The 19,600-nt window shown below is 50.2% G+C and carries 20 protein-coding genes and 1 pseudogene; 5 read left to right on the forward strand and 16 right to left on the reverse strand.

Annotated elements, in window-relative coordinates:
* Positions 1-171: 171 nt before the first annotated feature.
* Genes E1963_RS14985 through E1963_RS15030 form a run of 10 tightly spaced genes read right to left on the reverse strand, consistent with a single transcriptional unit; the run spans position 172 to position 10,226 of the window.
* Positions 172-1,056, reverse strand: a complete 885-nt coding sequence (locus E1963_RS14985; protein ID WP_132279615.1) for a damage-control phosphatase ARMT1 family protein — start codon at positions 1,054-1,056, stop codon at positions 172-174.
* A gap of 16 nt (positions 1,057-1,072) precedes the next feature.
* The gene (locus E1963_RS14990; protein WP_132279792.1) at positions 1,073-1,648 is read right to left on the reverse strand and encodes a glycerol-3-phosphate responsive antiterminator; all 576 of its coding nucleotides are present in this window, start codon (positions 1,646-1,648) and stop codon (positions 1,073-1,075) included.
* A gap of 6 nt (positions 1,649-1,654) precedes the next feature.
* On the reverse strand, positions 1,655-3,256 hold the full coding sequence (locus E1963_RS14995) for a BCCT family transporter (RefSeq protein WP_132279618.1): 1,602 nt from the start codon (positions 3,254-3,256) through the stop codon (positions 1,655-1,657).
* Between the two features lie 4 nt (positions 3,257-3,260).
* Entirely contained in the window at positions 3,261-3,767 is a 507-nt protein-coding gene (locus tag E1963_RS15000; RefSeq protein WP_243117755.1) for a hypothetical protein, read from the reverse strand.
* On the reverse strand, positions 3,751-4,770 hold the full coding sequence (locus tag E1963_RS15005; protein WP_132279624.1) for an electron transfer flavoprotein subunit alpha/FixB family protein: 1,020 nt from the start codon (positions 4,768-4,770) through the stop codon (positions 3,751-3,753). The genes E1963_RS15000 and E1963_RS15005 overlap by 17 nt, the downstream gene beginning before the upstream one ends.
* The gene (locus tag E1963_RS15010) at positions 4,767-5,564 is read right to left on the reverse strand and encodes an electron transfer flavoprotein subunit beta/FixA family protein (RefSeq protein ID WP_132279795.1); all 798 of its coding nucleotides are present in this window, start codon (positions 5,562-5,564) and stop codon (positions 4,767-4,769) included. Before E1963_RS15010 ends, E1963_RS15005 begins: the two co-directional genes overlap by 4 nt.
* Positions 5,561-7,003, reverse strand: coding sequence for an FAD-binding oxidoreductase (locus E1963_RS15015; RefSeq protein WP_132279627.1), 1,443 nt, complete (start codon positions 7,001-7,003; stop codon positions 5,561-5,563). Before E1963_RS15015 ends, E1963_RS15010 begins: the two co-directional genes overlap by 4 nt.
* A 17-nt stretch (positions 7,004-7,020) precedes the next feature.
* Positions 7,021-7,953, reverse strand: coding sequence for an electron transfer flavoprotein subunit alpha/FixB family protein (locus tag E1963_RS15020; RefSeq protein ID WP_132279630.1), 933 nt, complete (start codon positions 7,951-7,953; stop codon positions 7,021-7,023).
* Positions 7,950-8,765: an electron transfer flavoprotein subunit beta/FixA family protein gene (locus E1963_RS15025; RefSeq protein WP_132279633.1), complete on the reverse strand. Its 816-nt coding sequence runs from the start codon at positions 8,763-8,765 to the stop codon at positions 7,950-7,952. Before E1963_RS15025 ends, E1963_RS15020 begins: the two co-directional genes overlap by 4 nt.
* A 3-nt stretch (positions 8,766-8,768) precedes the next feature.
* Positions 8,769-10,226 (reverse strand): FAD-binding oxidoreductase, encoded by a 1,458-nt coding sequence (locus E1963_RS15030; RefSeq protein ID WP_132279636.1) that lies wholly within the window; start codon positions 10,224-10,226, stop codon positions 8,769-8,771.
* A gap of 459 nt (positions 10,227-10,685) precedes the next feature.
* Here E1963_RS15030 and E1963_RS15035 point away from each other — a divergent pair, with 459 nt between their 5' ends.
* Complete coding sequence (locus E1963_RS15035) at positions 10,686-11,930, forward strand: MFS transporter (protein WP_132279639.1); 1,245 nt, start codon at positions 10,686-10,688, stop codon at positions 11,928-11,930.
* Here the strand turns inward: E1963_RS15035 and E1963_RS15040 are convergent.
* Entirely contained in the window at positions 11,896-12,723 is an 828-nt protein-coding gene (locus tag E1963_RS15040) for a nitroreductase family protein (protein ID WP_132279642.1), read from the reverse strand. The genes E1963_RS15035 and E1963_RS15040 overlap by 35 nt on opposite strands.
* A 154-nt stretch (positions 12,724-12,877) precedes the next feature.
* On the opposite strand from E1963_RS15040, the gene E1963_RS15045 reads away from it, so the two are divergent.
* Genes E1963_RS15045 through E1963_RS15055 form a run of 3 tightly spaced genes read left to right on the forward strand, consistent with a single transcriptional unit; the run spans position 12,878 to position 14,491 of the window.
* A complete protein-coding gene (locus E1963_RS15045; RefSeq protein ID WP_132279645.1) occupies positions 12,878-13,456 on the forward strand; it encodes a TetR/AcrR family transcriptional regulator in 579 nt (192 codons plus the stop codon).
* Between the two features lie 42 nt (positions 13,457-13,498).
* On the forward strand, positions 13,499-14,248 hold the full coding sequence (locus tag E1963_RS15050) for an EFR1 family ferrodoxin (RefSeq protein WP_132279648.1): 750 nt from the start codon (positions 13,499-13,501) through the stop codon (positions 14,246-14,248).
* 54 nt (positions 14,249-14,302) lie between these two features.
* Positions 14,303-14,491: a hypothetical protein gene (locus tag E1963_RS15055; RefSeq protein ID WP_132279651.1), complete on the forward strand. Its 189-nt coding sequence runs from the start codon at positions 14,303-14,305 to the stop codon at positions 14,489-14,491.
* A 73-nt stretch (positions 14,492-14,564) separates the two neighbouring features.
* On the opposite strand, the gene E1963_RS19785 is transcribed toward E1963_RS15055, so the two are convergent.
* Positions 14,565-14,732 carry a hypothetical protein gene (locus E1963_RS19785; RefSeq protein ID WP_167482220.1) on the reverse strand — a complete coding sequence of 56 codons (168 nt, stop codon included), beginning with the start codon at positions 14,730-14,732 and terminating at the stop codon, positions 14,565-14,567.
* Positions 14,733-14,746: 14 nt separating this feature from the next.
* On the reverse strand, positions 14,747-15,448 hold the full coding sequence (locus E1963_RS15060; protein ID WP_132279654.1) for a cell wall hydrolase: 702 nt from the start codon (positions 15,446-15,448) through the stop codon (positions 14,747-14,749).
* Between the two features lie 214 nt (positions 15,449-15,662).
* On the opposite strand from E1963_RS15060, the gene E1963_RS15065 reads away from it, so the two are divergent.
* Entirely contained in the window at positions 15,663-16,097 is a 435-nt protein-coding gene (locus tag E1963_RS15065) for an AraC family transcriptional regulator (RefSeq protein ID WP_132279657.1), read from the forward strand.
* A gap of 64 nt (positions 16,098-16,161) precedes the next feature.
* Here the strand turns inward: E1963_RS15065 and E1963_RS15070 are convergent, their stop codons facing one another.
* From E1963_RS15070 to E1963_RS15080, 3 genes and pseudogenes are all read right to left on the reverse strand, one after another.
* On the reverse strand, positions 16,162-16,869 hold the full coding sequence (locus tag E1963_RS15070) for a 4Fe-4S dicluster domain-containing protein (RefSeq protein ID WP_132279660.1): 708 nt from the start codon (positions 16,867-16,869) through the stop codon (positions 16,162-16,164).
* A gap of 157 nt (positions 16,870-17,026) precedes the next feature.
* Positions 17,027-17,491: pseudogene (locus E1963_RS15075) on the reverse strand (ABC transporter ATP-binding protein); the annotation flags it as partial.
* A gap of 20 nt (positions 17,492-17,511) precedes the next feature.
* A complete protein-coding gene (locus tag E1963_RS15080) occupies positions 17,512-19,494 on the reverse strand; it encodes an ABC transporter permease (protein ID WP_243117756.1) in 1,983 nt (660 codons plus the stop codon).
* Positions 19,495-19,600 lie beyond the last annotated feature (106 nt).

Raw genomic sequence — 19,600 nt, forward strand, 5'->3', positions numbered from 1 at the left:
CCGGACGGAAGCTGGGATGCATCTTCCTACAAAGCAAAAAAAGCAACTTCCACCCACTACGCATGGGTAAAAGTTACTCTCTCTTCCGCTCTTTTAGTAACTATGTCCATTGTAAATCCTGTTATATCATTTGTCAATATCGTGATTATACTTAAAAGTGGCATATGCTTTTTATGCATATTGTACAATCCGTTTCTCATTGCTTAAAACCGGCGTAAAGCGCGCTACCTGGAACTTCTTGACGAACAGTTCGCATTTGCACAGGAACAGATAGTAAATATTCCTCCCGCAGCCGCGCAGCGTCTCAAAGTTCCCCTGCCCCTTGGCGATGCACAGGTCGGCAGCATCCATTGCTTCCCGTGCCTCCCGGCTGATACCGTCCATCGGGGTTCCCGGGATATCCGTTCCATTTGTCATGACGGCAGCCAACTTATCTATACCGACAAGCTCTGCATCTTCCATGGTCGCATCGTTCAGGACCGGCATCCCCCGTACAAGCACAGTTATCTGAAGGTTCGGATACCGTTCTTTCATCACGCGCAGGAATATCTTGTCAAGCACGATCTCTCCGGCATTGTCGGTGATATATACGAGCCGTAATGCCCTTGCAAGCTCCTGTTCAAGCCTGGCTGCTTCTTCTTGGTCAAGCCTCATCCCGGACCGGTCGGATAGCAGTCCGTCAAGCTTCTCTTCCTCTACTTCCGCCATAGCTCCAAAATCTATGTAATTGCCGGTTATGGCATACTGCAGAGCGGCAGAAAAGCTGTCCTCTTCGCCCATCACCTCGTCAAATATCGCTTCTTCCCTCCCAAGCAGCAGTTCATTGTACTTCTTCTTCGGCAGGTCAAACGCATCTGTGATACCCGTCAATTCCCCCAGCATGCGCATTGCCTGTGCCATGAGCACCGGTGCGGAAGCATCTTCTCCCGCCCGGCAGAGCCTCCCTCTTATGCGTTCAAGCACCTCCGCCGCCGTATGCTCCGGTACATCGTACTGCCCAAGCAGCGTCACCGCCTTGTTCACGCAGCATGCATAACATTCCTTGTCTGCTCTCATCTTACTCTCCTTACTCTTAACAGTCCCACATCTGCCGGTTCGTGGTAGACACGGCGAAAGCGCCTGCTTTCAGCGCTCCCATCACATCCTCTTTGTCCAGGATGAGTCCGCTTGCCACGACCGGCTTGTCTATCTCTTCCAAAAGATATTGTATGACCTTCGGCAGCCCCGCCGGAAGAAATTCCACGACGTCCGGATTGCAGTTCTTGACATGCTTTACGATATTGGCATAAGTAAGGGCATCCATCATATAGAACCTCTGTATCGTAAACATGCCAAGTTCATTCGCGCGCTTGATAAGCGCAGGCTTCATGCTGATGATGCCGTCGGCTGCCGTATACTTCTGGATGAAATCTACGCTGATCTCCTTAGAAGACAGGCCCACGATCAGATCCACATGCACGATCGCTTTCTTGCCCATCTCCTTTACCTTCCTGACAATATCAGCAATAGTACAGATGTCGCCATAAATGATATACACGATCCCGCACTCTGATTCTCTGCAGCCCTCCAGCCATTCTTCATTTTTGACAGCCGGGATGACCGGGCAGGCTTCCGTGGCTTCCATAAAATACTCTTTTGTCAAAGACATCATTCTTTACTCCTTTTCAATAGGCAGCCGTGGTGTCTCGATAGGACGCCCCTTGCTGTCATAGTCTTCCTTGTGCACATCATATTTCTGCGGATTCCGGCTGATCTTCCACAATCCGGCTATCATGATGAGGATTAGGAACATATTCGGAAAGCCTCCCAGATTAGACGCTGCCTTGATTCCGTCTATTCCCGCAAAGCTGATCAGCAGCCATGTCATGAGCGCAATAGAGATTCCCCATACAATCTTAAGCCATGCCGGCGACTCCTGCTCATCCTGGGTGATGCCGTTCGTGCACAGACCCGCCATAGCGTTCGTATTAGAATCGGATGCCGTGACAAAGGATATGAACACGATGAACAAATAGAACGGTATGACAATCACCGCCAGAGGCAGCTGGTCGAATACCGCATACACGACCGATTCCGTCCCTTTGTCCAGCAATGTGTCATACAGCCCGGCACCGTTCATCTCATAATAGATAGATGCAGTCGCAAAGAGCCCCATCCAGATGGTACTGAATACCGCCGGTATGACGAAATTGCACTTGATGGCATCTTTTATCGTATAGCCTCTCAGTATCTTCCCGAGAAATACTGCCGTAATCGGAGTCCATGCCAGCCAGTTGCACCAGTAGAATATGGGCCAGCTCTTGGCCCAGCCGTCCTGGAAGATGTCGCCGGTCATAAGGCTCATCTTGAAGAAGTCCTGTATATATGCTCCCCAGGATTCCACAGAAAAATTCAGCATAAATGCCGTCGGCCCGAATACGAACAGGAACAGCAGCAGGACCATATATACTTTGGCATTGATGGATGACAGCACGCGGATACCTTTCATGATGCCGGATATGCTTGATATGATAAATGTCGTTACGATGACGGCAATGATGATTCCCCATGACGCCGGCCCGCTCTCGATTCCAAACACCTTCTCCACGCCGCCGGCTATCGTCATCGTACCGGTTCCAAGTGATGCCGCCATGCCGGCCACAAGCGCAAACAGACAGATGACATCTACGATTACGTTATACCGCTTTACCTTTTCCCCAAAGACCGGCACAAGCGCAGACCCCATAGAATAAGGCTGGTTCATGTTATAAAACACAAAAGCAAATATCAAAGTAGCCACCGTGTATATCGCATATGGGGACCAGGTCCACTCGAGGAACATGGTCTTCATGGCAAAGAGTGCAGAACTTGCCGTTCCTGCCTCAACTCCTTCGGCCACGGCCGGAGCATTCATATGGTACAGCGGCTCCGCGCACGCCCAGAACAGAATGCCCGCAGCGATCGTCGTACAGAGCGTGATCCATACCAGATCCAGGAACTTCATCATCGGCCTTGCCTTGCTGCCTCCGAAACGCACCTTCCCAAGCGGGGAAAAGTATACCACGATGACCGTGATGACACAGCCCACTGTAGTCAGGTTGAACGCCCACGCAAAGTTGCCGAGTATCCAGTTCGTCACCGTATTCAGCCCCGCCATGAACGCGTCGCCGTTGGTCAGGCTTACGGCAACCATCGCCACGAGCAAGAGCCACGGCGGGAAGAATACCCCTTTCCTCAATGATAGTTTTACTGTCTTCTCTCTAACTTCCGCTTCCATACTGTCACTCCTTTCCTACTACTATATTTATAAAGCTGCACCCAAGCAAGCCTGCAATCCTCTTCAGGCCTTCGAGGTCACCGTCTCCCAGTATCCGCCTCGGAATCGTATATACATCCCGGTCCACGCGGATGACGAGGACATGCTCCGAGCAGAGGAACTGCATCTTCTTGCCGTCCAGCTTTATCTTCTCATTATCATCCCCCGATTTGATGTACGATTCCGTAATCTCAAGCCGGTATTCTCCACCCTTGGCAGCCATCTTGCCCGCCCGCCTCTTTCTTCCATATGACGTACCATAAGCCATATATAGCAGCGTCAGTATGACAAACGATAATATCAGAAATAAGTAGAACTGGTCCGGATTCCTAATGTACCCAATCAGCACGAGGGCCCCGAGGATGCTAAGTATCCACAGGTTGGCCGTACGGAACCTGCCTTCTCTGCGCCAGTTCAGGTCGAGAAGGGCCTCCTCTATCTCTTTTTGGTCCAAATTATATGTGAATCTCATCCAAATCATCACCTTTCCCGGCCCGAATCCTCTCAAGCATCGCCGGCACTATCTCATACAAGTCGCCGCATATCGGGTAATGGGCAATCTCAAATATCCTGGCACCCGGGTCTGTATTGACCGCAATAATGTTTTTCGTATGTCTCATGCCTGCCATGAACTGCACGGTTCCCGAAACGCCGCACGTAATCATATACTCCGGGCTTACCGTGCTGCCAGACAGCCCAATCTGGCATTTTGGCGGCATCCAGCCTTTCTCTACAAGCGCGCGGCTCGAAGCAAGCTTTCCGCCGAGCAGTGCGGCCAGCTCTTTTAGCATCTCAAGGTCTTCTTTCTTCTTTACTCCTCTGCCTGCCACGACCAGAAGCCGTGCGTCCGTTATGCCGCCGGATACTTCTCTCTCCTCCACGTCCAGTATCCGGAACGTATTCTCCGCCTGCCTTACGGCTGCCCTGATTATCTCCGGCTCCCCGGTCGATTCCACGCAGAGCTCCTCCATGATTCCAGGCCGCACCGTCGCAAACTGCGGCCTCGTGAAACGGGTCACGATGCTGGCCATCACATTACCGCCAAATGCGGGCCTGACCTGCACAAGGCAGCCTTCTTCATCGATGTCTAGCGAGGTGCAGTCTGCCGTCAGGCCGCTCTCGAAGGCCACCGCAAGACGGGGGGCAAGCGCACGGCCTTCCTGGGTTCCTCCAATCAGGACGATAGAAGGTTTTACGCGAGCTATGCATTCCGTCATCAGATTTTCATAATGGAAAGGGCTATATTCGTCTTCTGTCTCATACAGATAAAGCCTTGACAGAGGGCAGCCTGAGAGCTGTCCGGCAATTGCCTCCACCCCGCTTCCCAAAGCCGCTCCATATACATCAGCCCCAAGCTTTGCCGCAAGCCGCCCTGCTTCCGCAAGAAGCTCACGCCCTACCGGATGGACCCTGCCCTGCCTGCATTCGATGTATACAAGAATCCCGGACCATGCCTTCGTGTCTGCCTGTCTCATATCCGTTCCTCCTGTACGTCTGAATCTAGTATCTTCAATATATATTCTGCCGCTTTCTCTCCATCCAGGCTCACAAGTTCCTGCCTCTTCGAACGTTCCGGCGGAAATATCTTACGGACCCTCGTGGCGGAACCTTTCAGCCCGTAATGTTCCTCATCATGGTCCGGAAGGTCCTGCAGAGAAAGCGTATATATCTCCTTCTTCCTTCCGCTGATTTTAAGCTTCAGGGAAGGCATTCTCGGTATGAATGCATCCTTTTCTACTGATATGACACATGGCAGCTGCACCAGCGCGCCTATCATACGGTTATCCATATTATAGCGTACTTTTACTGCATTATGGGATATATCCGCTATTTCTGACGCCCAGCTGACATGCGCGGTGTCCATCCACTTTGCCAGGGCTCCGCTTACCTGCGCCGTATCTCCGTCTGTCGTCTGCCTTCCGCACAGAATCAGATCATAGGATCCCACGGATTCGATCGCCTGTTTCAGCGTGTAGGATGTAGCAAGCACATCTGCCCCGGCGAATGCCCTGTCACAGACGAGGAAGCCCTCATCCGCCCCCATGGCAAATGCTTCGCGCAGCACGCTTTCCGCCTTCTCGGGCCCCATCGTGAACACATGGATCTTGGCTCCATATGCTTCTTTTAACCGAAGGGCGGCTTCCAGCGCCGCCAGATCATATACGTTGACAACTGCCTCAAGCCCTGTCCGTATCAGTACGCCTGTGTCAGGATCCATATTTCCTTCGGAAGCCGCGGGCACCTGTTTCATACATACTGCAATCTTCATCGGCTGCCTGCCTCCCCGCTGATGATATTTCCCCTGTTCCATACATTACCTGCATCCATCTCGTCTTTCAGTTCCGCGCACAGCTCAATATACTGCTGAGGCAGCAGCCCGTCCAGAATCCTGAGCTTCAGCTTACCGATGCCATGTTCTCCTGTCACCTGGCCGTGGCGTTCTCTGACTTTGGCTGCCCATCTTCTGATCAGCGCAATTCCCTTTTCATAGTCGCGGTAGTCATCAGGCAGCAGGTTGACATGCAGATGGTTCTCAAGCGCATGCCCGAACATGCACCCCTTCAGACCCTCGTTTTCAAGATCCGACTTCACATCGGCGAGAACTTCGGAAAATGCCATGTCCGTAATGGCCATGTCTGTTCCAAGCTTTGTGATACGCCCATCCTGCCTGCGGACCTCCTCTATATACAGATTCGCAGTTTCAGCTGCTCCGTGCCGGAACGCATGGAGCTTCTCTACATCCGTCTCGCCTGATACGGCCCACGCCTCATCCGGGTCGCTGCCGCACACCATGGCAGCCTCCATCAGAGATTCCGCGAGCAGCTCGATCTCCTCTTCCCCTCCGTGGAGCTCTACATATATCATAGCTTCTGTCTCTTCACCGACATCCGGAAGCTCTTTGATCTTCGTCATGGTCCCTTTGTGCATTTCAATCAGATCCATCGCCGCCCGGTCTATATATTCGACCGCTGCCACAGCCGCATGTTCACACGCAGGCATGTCCTGCTTCAGGATATCGACGAACCTCCCTGCCTCTTCTGCCTTGCCAAAGAAGAAGGCGATGCCCCAGATGCCTTCCGGCTTCGGAAGCAGCTTGAGCGTCAGCTCGCTGATAGCTCCGGTGATTCCTTCTTTTCCCATCACCACGTCTATCCAGTCTATCACACGGCCGGAAGGAAGTGCCAGCTTCTGGCCTTTCTCTGCGGTTAGGACGCGCCCGTCACCAGCCACCAGTCTTACAGACTCGATATACTTCCTGGCGGGTCCATACAGCAGCCGGCTGATACCCTGCGCATTGGTCGCCGCAATCCCCCCGACGGTGGCTGAAGTCTCCGTCGGGTCTGGCGGCCAGAACTGGGGCGCCTTGCGGAAAGCCGCCCCAATCTCTTTCTCAAGATCAATCAGATTGATACCCGGCTCCACGGTTATCCTTCCTGTCCCATCTTCAAGCAGGAGGCTGCCTTTTACCTTATTCATATGGGACAGGTTCATGACATGCCCGCCTTCAGGCACGGCCGCACCGGTGATTCCGGTCTTCCCCCCCTGTATGGTCACTGGAATGTGCGCCGCTTCAAGTTCCCGGAGCACCTCCTGTATCTCTTCTTCGCTCTCCGGAAAAGAAATGCTGTCCGCATATCCGGAAAATTTGGATTCATCTATCAGATATTCTTCGTATTGTTCCCTCATCGGATATATCAATCGTCTCATATTCCTGTCCCCTGTCTCTACCTTTCTGCCAGCTCCCGCAAAGCCTTTACTACGGGTACGAAATCATCCGCCACCGCGACATCCGCCTTCTTCATGATTGGCGCCTGTCCGTCCGTATTGATAGCGACGATAAATTTGCTCTTTTCTATCCCTGCATAGAATGCGGCTGCCCCGGACACGCCTGCCGTGATACAGATATCCGGCTGCAGCATGGCCCCGGATACGCCTATCATCCTGTTCATCGGAGCCCACGCATTCATCGCCGCCGAGCGGCTGACCCCAAGCTCGCCGCCAAGCGCCTTGGCCGTCTCCCGCAGATAATCAGCATTTTCTTTATTCCTGATTCCCCTGCCCGCCGCTATGACGACTTTCGCCTCGTCTAGTCCTCCTGCGGCTTCATTGGCCGTCGTCTTTCTGGACACCACGGATTCCGGCAGACCTGTGCATTGCATTTCTTTCATAATATGGAATGTACCGTGTTCCAGTTCCTGCCTGTCCATCCCCTTGGCCAGCGATATGCAATAAGGGCCTTTTTTCATTCGGAACGTCCCTTCCATGTGGCTTGCATAGACCATTTTCTTTACCGTCACATGCTCTTTCCATTCAAGGCCGTGGACCGCCGCCACCGAACTGCCCTTCATCCGGGCCGCCAGCCGCACGGATAATTCTGTCCCGCAGATACCGCTGCCAAATATATATATATCTTCCAAATCTGTCTCTTTGCCGAGTGCTTCCAGCACGCTCTCCGGAGAATAGTCTTCTGCAATGATGGCAACGGCACTGCCCGATATGCGCCTGCCAAGCCTCTCCACTACTGTCCTGTTTCGGCAGAGGACATAGGATACGCCTTCCTCCGCCTCCTGGAGGAAAGCCGTTTTAAAAGCATAGAGTTCCTCCATCTGCCGGATAATGTCCTCGGAGTATGCATCTATGATACAATGATATCTCATATTTTTTCAAGCCTTCCTTTCAAATATGACTCATATAGTTCCCTGGCCTTCTCTTCCGGAGTGCCGCCTTCAATGAGCACTGCATCTCGTCTTTCCTCCACTGCCGCGAGCTCTGTGAGCTCCACGTTCTGTTCCTTCTCCAGAAGCTGCTCCCAGTCTGGCACTATATGCTCAATCGGCTTCTTGCCCAGCTTCATCTTATCCTTTAGCGTGGGAACACGCAGGTAAGACGAAGGGGCATTCCCCACTGCAAGCACACACGGAACCCCTACTACCTGTACTGCCGTGCGTCCGTCTTCTTCACTCGTGACCTTCAGATGCCCTTCATCCACCGGTTCCAGGGCCGTCACCTCGGTGATGCACGGCCACCCAAGTGCTTCAGCCAGGAGCAGCGGCGTCTTCATATTGCACCCTTCCGAACTTTGCATCCCCATAACCACGACGTCCTGAGGTGACGTCCCAGCGATATATCCGGCTACCAGTTCTGCAATTATCTCCGGACAGAAACGGATGTCCTGATCTTCTTCCGCCTCAACCCGGACGGCATGTTCAAACTTAAGCGCGTACAACGTCTTCAAAAAGGATTCGTGCCGCTGCCGTCCCACGGTCAGCGCATTCAACTCATACACGACATCAAAGCCTTCTGATAAATCAGAAAGCTTTAACATCATTTCCAGTGCTCCTTCATCAAAACAATTCCACGATAGCTTCGCATAGCTGGTATCTACCTGAAGCTGGCCATCTGCAATCCAGTCTTCTTCCGCTATCAGATCCAGATCCGGAACTATCTTAAAACACCCTAGTATCTTCATGGCTTATTTTCTAAGCGGAATCAGCGTCCCCATGTTCATGATGCCGTTCGGGTCAAATGCCTGCTTCAGCGTCTTGAGCATGTAATAGGAAGAGCCGTATTCCTGTGTCACGTATTTTGCTCTTGCCTTCCCGAGTCCGTGATGGTGGACGATGGAACCGCCGTATTTGATAACCTGTTCGCAGATGATCTGGTTAATCCTGTCATGGTATTTGTTGATCTCTTCTTCCGGCGCACAATCTACTATATTGTAATAGTATACGAAATACATGTTTGTACCGTTGATGTAGCTGTGAGAGGAATGTCCGCCCATAAGGGTCATATCCGGAACTTCTTCCAGTATCCTGTCGCAGGCCGTCTTATAAATGTCATATATGTTGTCCCAGCTACCCGATACTTCTGTCGTGATGCCGATATTCTGCGTGGCCTTGATTTCTTCTTTTTCCTCAGCGATCTGTTCTGGTCCCCAGTTCAGGCCGCCATACCATTTCTCGATGAGCTTCGGGTCAACTTCTTCCAGTTCCGGATGTTTGGACATCATCTCTTTGATGCCTGCCTCGATAGCAGGAGTAATATTTGCAGGACCTTCTGCCATCCATATCAAGATAGCTTTTCCTTCCGGAAGCCAGGCGCTGAAGTGCTGCTGGGCATCGGCCGCGTCATAAAGCCTTGCGAAAGACGGCTTATATCCTTCCACCATGACCTCTCGCAGACAGTCAAACCCGAGCTTCATATACTCGTCATCCAGCATATAACCGATGTAACGGTTATTGTCCGGCTGCCATTTGAACAGCTTTAATGTCACTTCCGTGATATAGCAGAGCGCTCCTTCATTCCCGCAGATTATGTGTCTGATGTCTGGTCCGGCCGCACGTCTCGGCACATTCTTGATTCTGCATATCTTACCGTTCGGGAATACTGCTTCCATACCTACGATCATATCCTCGATACCGCCGTACAGCGTCGAGAACTGTCCGATACTTCTCGTCGCAACCAGCCCTCCCATCTGTGCCAGAGGCTTGGACTGCGGAGAATGTCCGGTCGTATATCCTCTTTCTCTCAACATGTCATCCAGCTCCTGCAGAGGAACGCCACACTGGCATGTAACCTGCATGTTGTATTCATCTACCTTGATTACCTTGTTCATAGTAGAACCATCGATGACTACCGAGTCCTTCAGAGCCGTCTCAAGGCCCCCTTCAATGGCTGACTGTCCTGTTCTTGGTACTACATTTATCTCATTGTCATTTGCAAACGTAAGCACTTCGGATACCTCTTCGGCACTTTTTACATATACGACTGCCGCAGGAATCGGCTGTGTATACACTTCACATACCTGCTCATATTTTCTGTATCTGTCGAGGCTGCTCTCCTTCAATACCTGCTCGTCTGTTACGACCTGTTCGCTGCCAAGGATATCGACTAGCCCCTCTACGATTTGTTCTCTTGAAATAATTGCCATGACACTGGACTCCTTTCATTAATAACACGTTTTTTCTTTGATACCTCACCAAAAGAGAGAGAGGGCTCCTGCCCAACAGATAGCATCGCATCTCATAAGACAAAAAAAAGAAAAGTAACACAACACGGGCAGTACGCCTGCCACGTTGGTTACTTTTCTCTGAAAATCTCTTTCGGTAACTGCCTATAGTATAAAACCATTCTTGCCAGATTGTCAATTGGTTATTTTTCATATTATTGATTTTCTATTTTTGTGCACAATGATTATATTTCGTTTTTTAACCTTTTAGTGATTGACTTTTTTCCACAAATATTTTATGATTTCAATTAGTTACAAAGAGTGATGAGAGAAGTAACGCCACCTTGGCATTACTTTTCTCTTTTTTTGTTACATTAATATCAGGTACGGCGACTGCAGCGCCTGTGCCACCAACATTATAGTTAATCTGGAGGCGAAATCATGAACAAAGCTTTTATTAAAAAGTATGGTACCCTGCTCCTTCTTGCGACAGGTGCCGGAATCATCTTTCAATTACCTTATATCCGTGAGACCTTCTATGTGCCGATTCAGAATGCCATGAACCTTTCCAATGCACAGATGGGACTGCTCTCTTCCGGATATGCAACGATGTCACTATTCTCTTATTTTATAGGTGGTATCATCGCCGATAAGTTCTCGGCAAGGAAGCTGCTTACCTTTTCCTTCATTGCAACGGGTATCCTCGGGCTCTGGTTCTCCACGTTCCCGGGCTATACCATCAGCCGCGTCATATTCGTGCTTATGGGCATCTCTACTATCATTACATATTGGTCCGCCTGCATCAAAGCGACACGTATGCTCGGTAACGACGAAGAGCAGGGCCGTCTGTTCGGATTGCAGGAGGGTCTGCGCGGTATCATGAACGCGCTGCTCGTATTCGGCATGACAGCGGCATTTACCCGCTTTGCAGACGAAGTTGCCGGCGCGTCAGCGGCAATCAAAGTATGTTCTGTCGTAGTCATCATCATTGGTATCCTCAACTTTATCTTTATCGAAGACACGAAGAAGGAAGAAAATCCCGAATCATTTGTGGAAGTCACGAAAGGCATGTTCAAGGCTCTTCTTATCCCGAGAGTGTGGCTGCTTGTGGCGATCGTATTCACAGCCTACAGCGTGTACGGACTCATTGCATATGCAACCACTTTTGCACAGCAGTTCTATGGATTGTCCGCTGCCTCTGCCGCGACGCTCGGCGGTATCCGTTACCTCATCCAGGGAGCCGGCGGCATCGTCGGAGGATTCCTTGCCGATAAGGTCAAATCCCGTTTCAAAGTTATCATCGGGGGCTGCATCGGACTTGCCTTGTCATTCGGCCTCTTTATCGTAATGCCGTCAAAAGCTTCCCTCTGCGTCATGGTAGTCGCCAACTTCTTTGTCGGCCTCTTCTTCATCTACGCTGTAAGAAGCCAGTACTTTGCGGTGCACGATGATGCCGGCATCCCTCTTAACATGAGCGGCCGTGTATCCGGTATCGCATCATGCCTCGGCTATACGCCTGACATCTTCATGTATACATTAGTCGGAAGCTGGATGGACAATTACGGCAGAGCCGGCTACAACATGACATGGGCTTACGCTATGGCTGCGGCAGTGCTCTGTGCACTCATAACCTTTATCTTAAGCCGTATCGTCAAGAAAGAAAAGGCTCAGAAAATGGACGCTTAAGCGAGAGCAATCCGGGCGGCAGATGTTCTGATACATCTGCCGCCTCTTTCTGTACCGTGCGCCGGTAGCGTACATTTGGATAGCCGAGTACCAGCACCGTTACAACTTTCTTATGACGGAGATGTAGCTTGCGCCGGAGTTTAAAGGAATAGTTCGCCGCCATGGCAAACAGGCCACTGTACAGGACTCCCAGGCCGTGTGCTTCTGCCATCAGCTCCATATTAGACGCGGCAAGTGATGCGCTTATCTTATCCTTTCCCAGCACCAGAATGGCTGCGGGAGCTTTTTTAAAGAAAAAGTGGTCGTCTATGATTATATTGCGTGCATTCGGCTTTATGAGCTTCATCACAGGCAGTATCCACTTCGCAAAGCGGATTGCTATTTTCTCATACCGCTCCATATCTTTACGCAGGACGATATAAGATACATCCTGTGCATTTTCAGCGCTTGGCGTCAGACGGCCTGCCTCTATGACCTGTTCTATGACCTTCGCGTCTACTGGCTGCTGTTTGAACTGCCGGACAGACCTCCGTGACCGGATTGCGTCTAACAGCAGCTGCGGTTCTAATACGGCAGGGCTGTCAATTTCTACCGGCTGCTCACGAAATCCGGTAATCGATACTGCTGCTTTGGGGCAGACGGCGACGCAGTGCCCACACATCAGGCACCTCTGCATTTTGATTACCGCCTTTTTGTCCTTAACAGCGATATTGTTTACAGGGCAATCCTTTACGCACATCCCGCAGCCGATACATTCTTTGCGGCTGATATTGATTTTATGTTCTCTTGTCATGCTAGTCTCCTTTTATTTTTCACATAGCTATTTTTTTGCACTTGTATAAATCTTGACTTTAGTTTATGATGAATGAAGCAGATATACAAGTGCCAATCTGATATAGATGCAAGAATCTGGACAAATTTGATAAAATGTCAAAGGAGATGTCAAAATGAAATATGATTTTACCAAGAAGATGACGATTGGAGCGGCACGTACGCTGTCTTCCCTTCAACAGGCTATGCTGATGCTGCTTTCTGCTAAATCTTTTGAAGAAATAGCTGTAGGGGAGCTGTGTGAACAGGCCATGCTGCCACGTGCAACCTTTTACAATTACTTTGATGACAAATATGATCTGTTGGAGTATTGCCTGAGAACTGCCCGCAAGCAGCTTGACAGCGGCTGCGCGGACGCTTGTACATGCAGGATGCGCATGGATGTTTTCCTGGAAAACTGTTTTGATTTCCTCGACCGTAATTTGGATACGGTTGAAAAAATATTGAAAAACAATATACCGGACCAATATCTGATCAACCAAATCCGGTACTATCTGCTTTCCAATATGGAAGAAGCATTTCAAGCCGGTTCCTGTTCGCACCGCTTTAAGATACCGGATAAAATGGCTGCAAAACTATACAGCGATGCCGTGTTGATCATACTGGAGTGGAAATACCTGGAAAAGAAAGAGTGCACGAAGGAACAGGCGAAAGAATATGTGCATCAGATGGTCAGCGGGATAGATGTACAATAACTGACTCGTCACAAGTTAATCATACTGCAGAGGAGGAATCATATGGTTTTTTATTTCAGCGGTACCGGCAACAGCCAGCATGCGGCAAAACACATTGCCGGAATCATCGATGACGAAATCATTTCTGTCAACCAATGTCTAAAGGAAAAGAAGAAAAGAACTTTCTGCTCGGAACGCCCGCTCGTATTTGTCGCGCCTGTCTATGCCTATCGTGTGCCGAGGGTTGTACAACGCTGGATTCGCGAGACAAAGTTTGAAGGCTGCCGGAAAGCCTATTTTGTACTGACCTGTGGAGGAAGCGGCGGTAATGCCGCGGCGTACGCAGAAAAACTCTGCCTGGAAAAGGGGCTGGAGTACCAGGGGCTCGTTTCCGTTCTCATGCCGGAAAATTACATCGCCTTATCTGCCGCGCCAAGCGCATCTGAATGTGCCGCCATCATCGAGAGGGCAAAGCCTGTCTATTCCAAGCTCGCCGGTTACATTCAGAACAATGAGCCATTCCCTGTTTCGCCGGTTTCCTTTGGCGACAGGCTGCTAAGCGGCCCGCTCCATATACTGTATTACAGGCTGGCCATCCACGATAAAGGTTTTACGGTTTCGGACACATGCATCTCATGCGGAAAATGCGCCCAGAGATGCCCGTTGGACAATATTGGCATACAGGGCTGCAGACCTGTATGGAACGGCCATTGCACACACTGTATGGCCTGCATCTGCGGATGTCCCGTCAATGCAATCGAGTACAAATCCATCTCCAAGGGAAAGAGACGCTACTATATCATGGAAGAATAAATGGGGGTTTAGTAAACTAAGACGCCGCTGGGGAGGTATGGGGCAGATGCTCCGATGCGTCCGGGAACTGCGACTATCACACAGATTCCTAAGCCTGTGGGATGTTCGCCGATAGCGGCTCTCATCCCACAAGCCAAGGAATCTGGTGAGGATTCTCCGTCCCTTCCGCTTACACCTTCGCATCTGTCCCATACCTCCCCAGCGGCTATCTACTTTACTGGCACGGGCGGGGGGGCTGTGTAACACTATTTGTTAGTGGAAGTGCTTTCGTTATGTCAATCTATCAATATAGCGCTAAGTAATTTGAAATCCTTGGTTAGAAGTAACCATCATGAAGAAGAGCCGGAGAATCCTTTCCGTAGCCCTTATCCTGCGGGATGTAAGCCGCTGTCGGCGCACATTCCGCAGGGTTAGGGATACGTGAAATAGTCAGAGCCTCGTACGCATCGGAGCAGATGCCACCCGGCTCCCGGTCCGCAGCCACTTCACTCCCCCCAATTAATGGAAGTAATGTGCACCTATCTGCATTCCTGATCCTCCCTGGTCAAAATACAGGCAGTCACCTATCGGGTTAGATCCCGCAAGGGCATCTGCCGCTGCCTGTCTGGCGATATCTGTATAGCCGCCTGAAGCCAGAACCTGGTCGAGCCAGCCCGTCACTGCCGGGCCGAACTGTCCTGACTGATAGATGACGTCCCGGATGGAATTCGGGAACACTCCGCTTCTTACCCTGTTCATCACGACCGCGCCTACTGCAACCTGTCCTTCATACGGCTGGTTTCCAGCTTCACAATATATGATTGCGGCCAGAAGATCTTGATCTGACTGGCTTGCAGAAACTGCCTGAGCCTGTGCTGCCTGAGCCGCCTGTTCCTGGGCCGCCTTCTCCTGGGCTGCTTTTTCCTGGGCCGCTTTCTCTTCCGCGATCCTTTTCTCTTCTGCTATTCTCTTTTCTTCGGCAATCCTTTTTTCTTCTGCAATACGTTTTTCTTCTGCTATTCTCTGCTGTTCTTCTATTATCTTCTGGGTCATCTCTTTCATGTCCATAAACCAGGATGCATATTTATCTATATTTACATCCGCAGCTACTGGTACAGCTTCTGATTCGTTCGCCATTGCCTCGCTGGAATACCCTGCGGTAAACAGTGACGTAACTGTGAACAGTGTTACCAGAAGCCCCACATTTCTTTTAGAATTCATAAATTTATACCCTCCTGAAAATAACAATATTTTAAAATTGTTTTAATTAATTATATTCAGATATTTTCTATTTATTACAATTGTTACATATTTGTTACGATTTTATTCAAAAGAATGAATTATATTTAAAAAAGTTATTGAAAAAATTTTTAAAAGAAACTATCCTTTAGTTGTTGAAGTCGACGTCAATAGATAAATGAATGGAGAAAATAAGATGAAAATCGAAGAATTTAAAAATATCACGATAGCTTATATGCGCAATATCGGCGAATATGGCGTTAAGAATGAATTGTTGATGGAGGATTTCAAAGACTATCTAAAAAACAATCATCTGTTTGATGCAGATACGGTTCTGCTGGGAATCGCCTTAGATGACCCGGCAGCAACGCCCCCGGAGGAATTAAGATACGATGTGGGGCTTATCATTAAGGATGATAAGGACATAAGCCTGAACAAGAGAAGCATTGACGATGGGACATACGCAATATATGAAACCGCTCATACGAAGCAAGCTGTCATAGCTTTCTGGCGGGATATTGCAAAACTGACAGAAGGCCTGGCTGTAGATTATGACAAGCCTGTTATTGAACGCTACGCGGCAGATAAGATAGCTGACCACCTGTGCGAATTTTGTATTCCTTTAAAATAACCACTTCTAAGGGCTTGCCCTCTTCGTTCGGAGCAAGCCCTTGTTTCAAAGCTCATGTTTCACGCTATTCTAATATGGTTCCATCTGTAGATATCGTTACTACCTGCCATGGTATAAACTTGCCGCTCTCCTTCAATGCAGATACGGCAGCATGTTCGATGCCTCCGCAGCATGGCACTTCCATTCTTACTACGGTCAGGCTCTTGATATCGTTGTGCCTGATAATCTCAGCCAGCTTCTCACTGTAATCTACACTGTCCAGCTTCGGACAGCCGATCAGCGTCACCTTGCCCCGGATAAAATCCTGATGGAAGCTGCCGTAGGCATATGCCGTACAATCCGCTGCTATAAGGAGATGGGCACCCTCAAAATATGGCGCGTTCACAGGCGCCAGCTTAATCTGTACCGGCCACTGCCGAAGCTGAGATGACGACGGGGTCCGGCGCATCGTCTCAGGCACCGCTTCTCTGGCTATCTGCCTCGACTGGCTGCCCGGACAACCGCATGGCAGTGTTTCTTCCTGCTTCTTCTCCTTCTTCCTCATATTCTGCCGGACTGCCTCTTTATCATATGCCGCGGCCTCGCGTTCTACAAATGTGATGGCTCCTGCCGGGCAGGCCGGCAGGCAGTCTCCCAGGCCATCGCAGTAATAATCCCGCAGCAGCTTGGCCTTGCCGTCAACCATACCGATTGCCCCTTCGTGGCAGGCCTCGGCGCACAGCCCGCAGCCATTACATTTCTCTTCATCTATCTGTATTATTCTACGTACCATATTCATTTCCTCCTTACGGTAACTTTCTTGGTACATTATAATACATCCATACAGCCTTGTATGTTGTAGTTACAACACAAATCAAAAAATATAAACATTTACTGCCATTTCAGAACTATGCTATGCAAGCACCCCGTCCCGGACGGTTATGATCCGGCTGCTGCCCGCCCGACAGCTGGCGCGGCGTATGCTTTCTCCTGTCGGACAGCCCCACAACCTCCAGGATATGGTCAAGCTGCTCTCTGTAATCACGTATCTTCTTTCCGTCGAGCAGAAGCGGAAGCATAATATTTTCCTCTACATTCAGGTTCGGGATGAGATTATAGAACTGAAACACGAATCCTATCTTCTGCCTTCTTATCCTGCTCATCTTTGCGTCATCGAAGCTGCATATATCTGTGCCGTCTATATATACAGAACCGTTCGTCGGCGTATCAAGCCCTCCAAGGATATAGAGAAGCGTGCTCTTTCCGGAACCTGACTGTCCCATGACGGATACGAATTCTCCTTGCATGACCTTCAGGGATATCCCCTTCAGTACATTGGAAACCGCACCACCGCCCACAAAATCTTTTGTTATATTTCTGCCTTCGACAGCGGCAATACCGCTATGTTCCTTCATATGCCTGTCCTCCAGTCTGTCTATTCAAATTTAATTTCTTCCAGCAGCTTCATCTGACGGCTCTTTAATATAGGGACAACCGAGCCTGCAGCCGTAACCACGATTCCCATGGCTCCTGCTGCCAGGAATATGGCAGCATCCAGATCTGGCTTGATGGAAATCTTGGGCCCTGCTACGATAAAAATCGTCTGTATCTCCATATACGATACCGCTATGGCTGCTGCCGCGCCAATCAGTCCGGCAGACACCCCTTCGATCAGCATCATTTTTACATTCTGCCTGCTGCTGAGGCCTGCTGACTTATACATGGCTATCGCGCGCCTCCTCTGCATATAATTGATCAGCAGATTATTGACGATCCCTACCGCGGCCATCAGAAGAATGAAGCTTCCTTCCCCATGCACGCGGTCGTCCAGCACCTGTACAGGAAGGACCTCTTCTATGCCTTCAAATCCCTTTACCTGCCTTATAAAATCGTCGTCCATAGAACCGTCCGCAAATCCTTCAAGCTCTGCCCCCTGAAAGATATCGCTGATATATGATGTCACAAAGTTCCCGACTGCACTGATAGAGATTACGGCAGAGATGCTGATAAAGAGCAATGTGATATTCTGCGTAACGTTCCTGTTGTCCCTCATGTTGCGCGCGGCCAGCATCCCTTCATTACCGAATACGGTCCCGTAAATCCGCTCCAGTCCCCTCGCCACAAAATTCGTGAAAGACGGAATAAAAAGTATGGCTGCAGCTATCAGACCAAGAAGCGAGATTCCTCCGGCAGGATACAGCAGCTTTTCCGGAGCTATACGGGGCAGCACGATGGAGACGGCGCCAAGTATGACCGCCGTGCCGATGGTATATCGCGCCGGCCTCTTCTTCTCTTCTACCGTCCCGAGGACCACCTCCTTCACCGGCAGTCGGCCCGCACGGCGGACTGGAATCCAGGAGCTCAGGAGCGAGACTATGACAGCCGCGGCAATGGATATGGCGATGCCGGGCAGCGGAATCACAGCCGGAATCTCTATCCCCTGTGCCAGCCCCTTCCCCATTCCATGCAATATCACCTTCAGTACGGCTATTCCCACAGGGATGCCCAGCAGACCTCCTGCCAGTCCATAGACGAGGCTCTCGGCCAGAAGGATAGACGTCACCGTCCTTTCCTCTGCTCCGATGCTGCGGAAGGTGCCGATAACCGGAAGCCGGTCCAGCGTTATCACTTTATAGCTGCTGTAGATGATAAATACGCTCATCGTCAGGGCGAAAAAGCTGATCAGGAAAAAGGGCATGGATTTTTGCCTTGCATCTGCAGCGATCTGCGCTTCATCTACGGTCTCAGAAACGTGATAGCGGTCTTGCGGCAGCTTCTCTTCCAGACAGGACTTCAGTTCACCGGCCGTCACGCCATCTGCCGGTTCAAGCAGTATCTCGCTGTACTTCTGGGGCTGCTGCACCGTACCTGCCAGCAAGTCAAGCGGAACAAGAGCGGTTGCCCCTCTTGTCTGCCTGAGAAACAGCGTATCGTATGCAGCTATTCCAAACACTTCAAAAGAGACAGGAAAGTTGTTGATGAGAAGCGTAACCGTATCACCTTTGCTTACCCCGAACTTAGAAGTGAACCGGTCCGGAAGGATTATCTGATTTCCGGAAAAGCCAGTTATGCCGCTCCCGTCTGACATGCGCGGTCTGTTGATCAGATTCAGCTGTTCAAGATTGGCCGAAACCAGATCCACGGTCTCATAATATCCACCCTGGCTGTACATCGCGGCCTGCTTCCGTATTCCAGCCTTTGCCTTAATCTCAGGGATATCCGGAACCGTATCGTCATCCAGTTCTGCTGCACTTTGAAGAGCTGTTACAGAGACAGCCGCACTTCCATACATCCCCCGCGCCATCTTCTGCTGCGCACTTTCATAGGATGCCCCGATAGAAAAGGATACGAACAGCAGCGAGGACGACAGGAGAACAGACAGCAGCATCACAACCGTACGTACCTTTCGTTCTTTCATATTTGTAAGTATATATTTTATTATGATCTTCAAGACGCACCTTCTTTCTTTTCAAGCCATAGAAAAAGCTGACAGCTATCATGATAAGATGATAACCTGCCAGCCT

The sequence above is a fragment of the Extibacter muris genome (genome assembly GCF_004345005.1).
GTDB classification, from domain to species: domain Bacteria; phylum Bacillota; class Clostridia; order Lachnospirales; family Lachnospiraceae; genus Extibacter; species Extibacter muris.

Bases quoted from the DNA above. Each gene is read 5' to 3' on its own strand.
- E1963_RS14985 (WP_132279615.1), bottom strand. From the start codon at position 1,056: ATGAGAGCAGACAAGGAATGTTATGCATGCTGCGTGAACAAGGCGGTG.
- E1963_RS14990 (WP_132279792.1), bottom strand. From the start codon at position 1,648: ATGTCTTTGACAAAAGAGTATTTTATGGAAGCCACGGAAGCCTGCCCG.
- E1963_RS14995 (WP_132279618.1), bottom strand. From the start codon at position 3,256: ATGGAAGCGGAAGTTAGAGAGAAGACAGTAAAACTATCATTGAGGAAA.
- E1963_RS15000 (WP_243117755.1), bottom strand. From the start codon at position 3,767: ATGAGATTCACATATAATTTGGACCAAAAAGAGATAGAGGAGGCCCTT.
- E1963_RS15005 (WP_132279624.1), bottom strand. From the start codon at position 4,770: ATGAGACAGGCAGACACGAAGGCATGGTCCGGGATTCTTGTATACATC.
- E1963_RS15010 (WP_132279795.1), bottom strand. From the start codon at position 5,564: ATGAAGATTGCAGTATGTATGAAACAGGTGCCCGCGGCTTCCGAAGGA.
- E1963_RS15015 (WP_132279627.1), bottom strand. From the start codon at position 7,003: ATGAGACGATTGATATATCCGATGAGGGAACAATACGAAGAATATCTG.
- E1963_RS15020 (WP_132279630.1), bottom strand. From the start codon at position 7,953: ATGAGATATCATTGTATCATAGATGCATACTCCGAGGACATTATCCGG.
- E1963_RS15025 (WP_132279633.1), bottom strand. From the start codon at position 8,765: ATGAAGATACTAGGGTGTTTTAAGATAGTTCCGGATCTGGATCTGATA.
- E1963_RS15030 (WP_132279636.1), bottom strand. From the start codon at position 10,226: ATGGCAATTATTTCAAGAGAACAAATCGTAGAGGGGCTAGTCGATATC.
- E1963_RS15035 (WP_132279639.1), top strand. From the start codon at position 10,686: ATGAACAAAGCTTTTATTAAAAAGTATGGTACCCTGCTCCTTCTTGCG.
- E1963_RS15040 (WP_132279642.1), bottom strand. From the start codon at position 12,723: ATGACAAGAGAACATAAAATCAATATCAGCCGCAAAGAATGTATCGGC.
- E1963_RS15045 (WP_132279645.1), top strand. From the start codon at position 12,878: ATGAAATATGATTTTACCAAGAAGATGACGATTGGAGCGGCACGTACG.
- E1963_RS15050 (WP_132279648.1), top strand. From the start codon at position 13,499: ATGGTTTTTTATTTCAGCGGTACCGGCAACAGCCAGCATGCGGCAAAA.
- E1963_RS15055 (WP_132279651.1), top strand. From the start codon at position 14,303: ATGCGTCCGGGAACTGCGACTATCACACAGATTCCTAAGCCTGTGGGA.
- E1963_RS15060 (WP_132279654.1), bottom strand. From the start codon at position 15,448: ATGAATTCTAAAAGAAATGTGGGGCTTCTGGTAACACTGTTCACAGTT.
- E1963_RS15065 (WP_132279657.1), top strand. From the start codon at position 15,663: ATGAAAATCGAAGAATTTAAAAATATCACGATAGCTTATATGCGCAAT.
- E1963_RS15070 (WP_132279660.1), bottom strand. From the start codon at position 16,869: ATGGTACGTAGAATAATACAGATAGATGAAGAGAAATGTAATGGCTGC.
- E1963_RS15080 (WP_243117756.1), bottom strand. From the start codon at position 19,494: ATGAAAGAACGAAAGGTACGTACGGTTGTGATGCTGCTGTCTGTTCTC.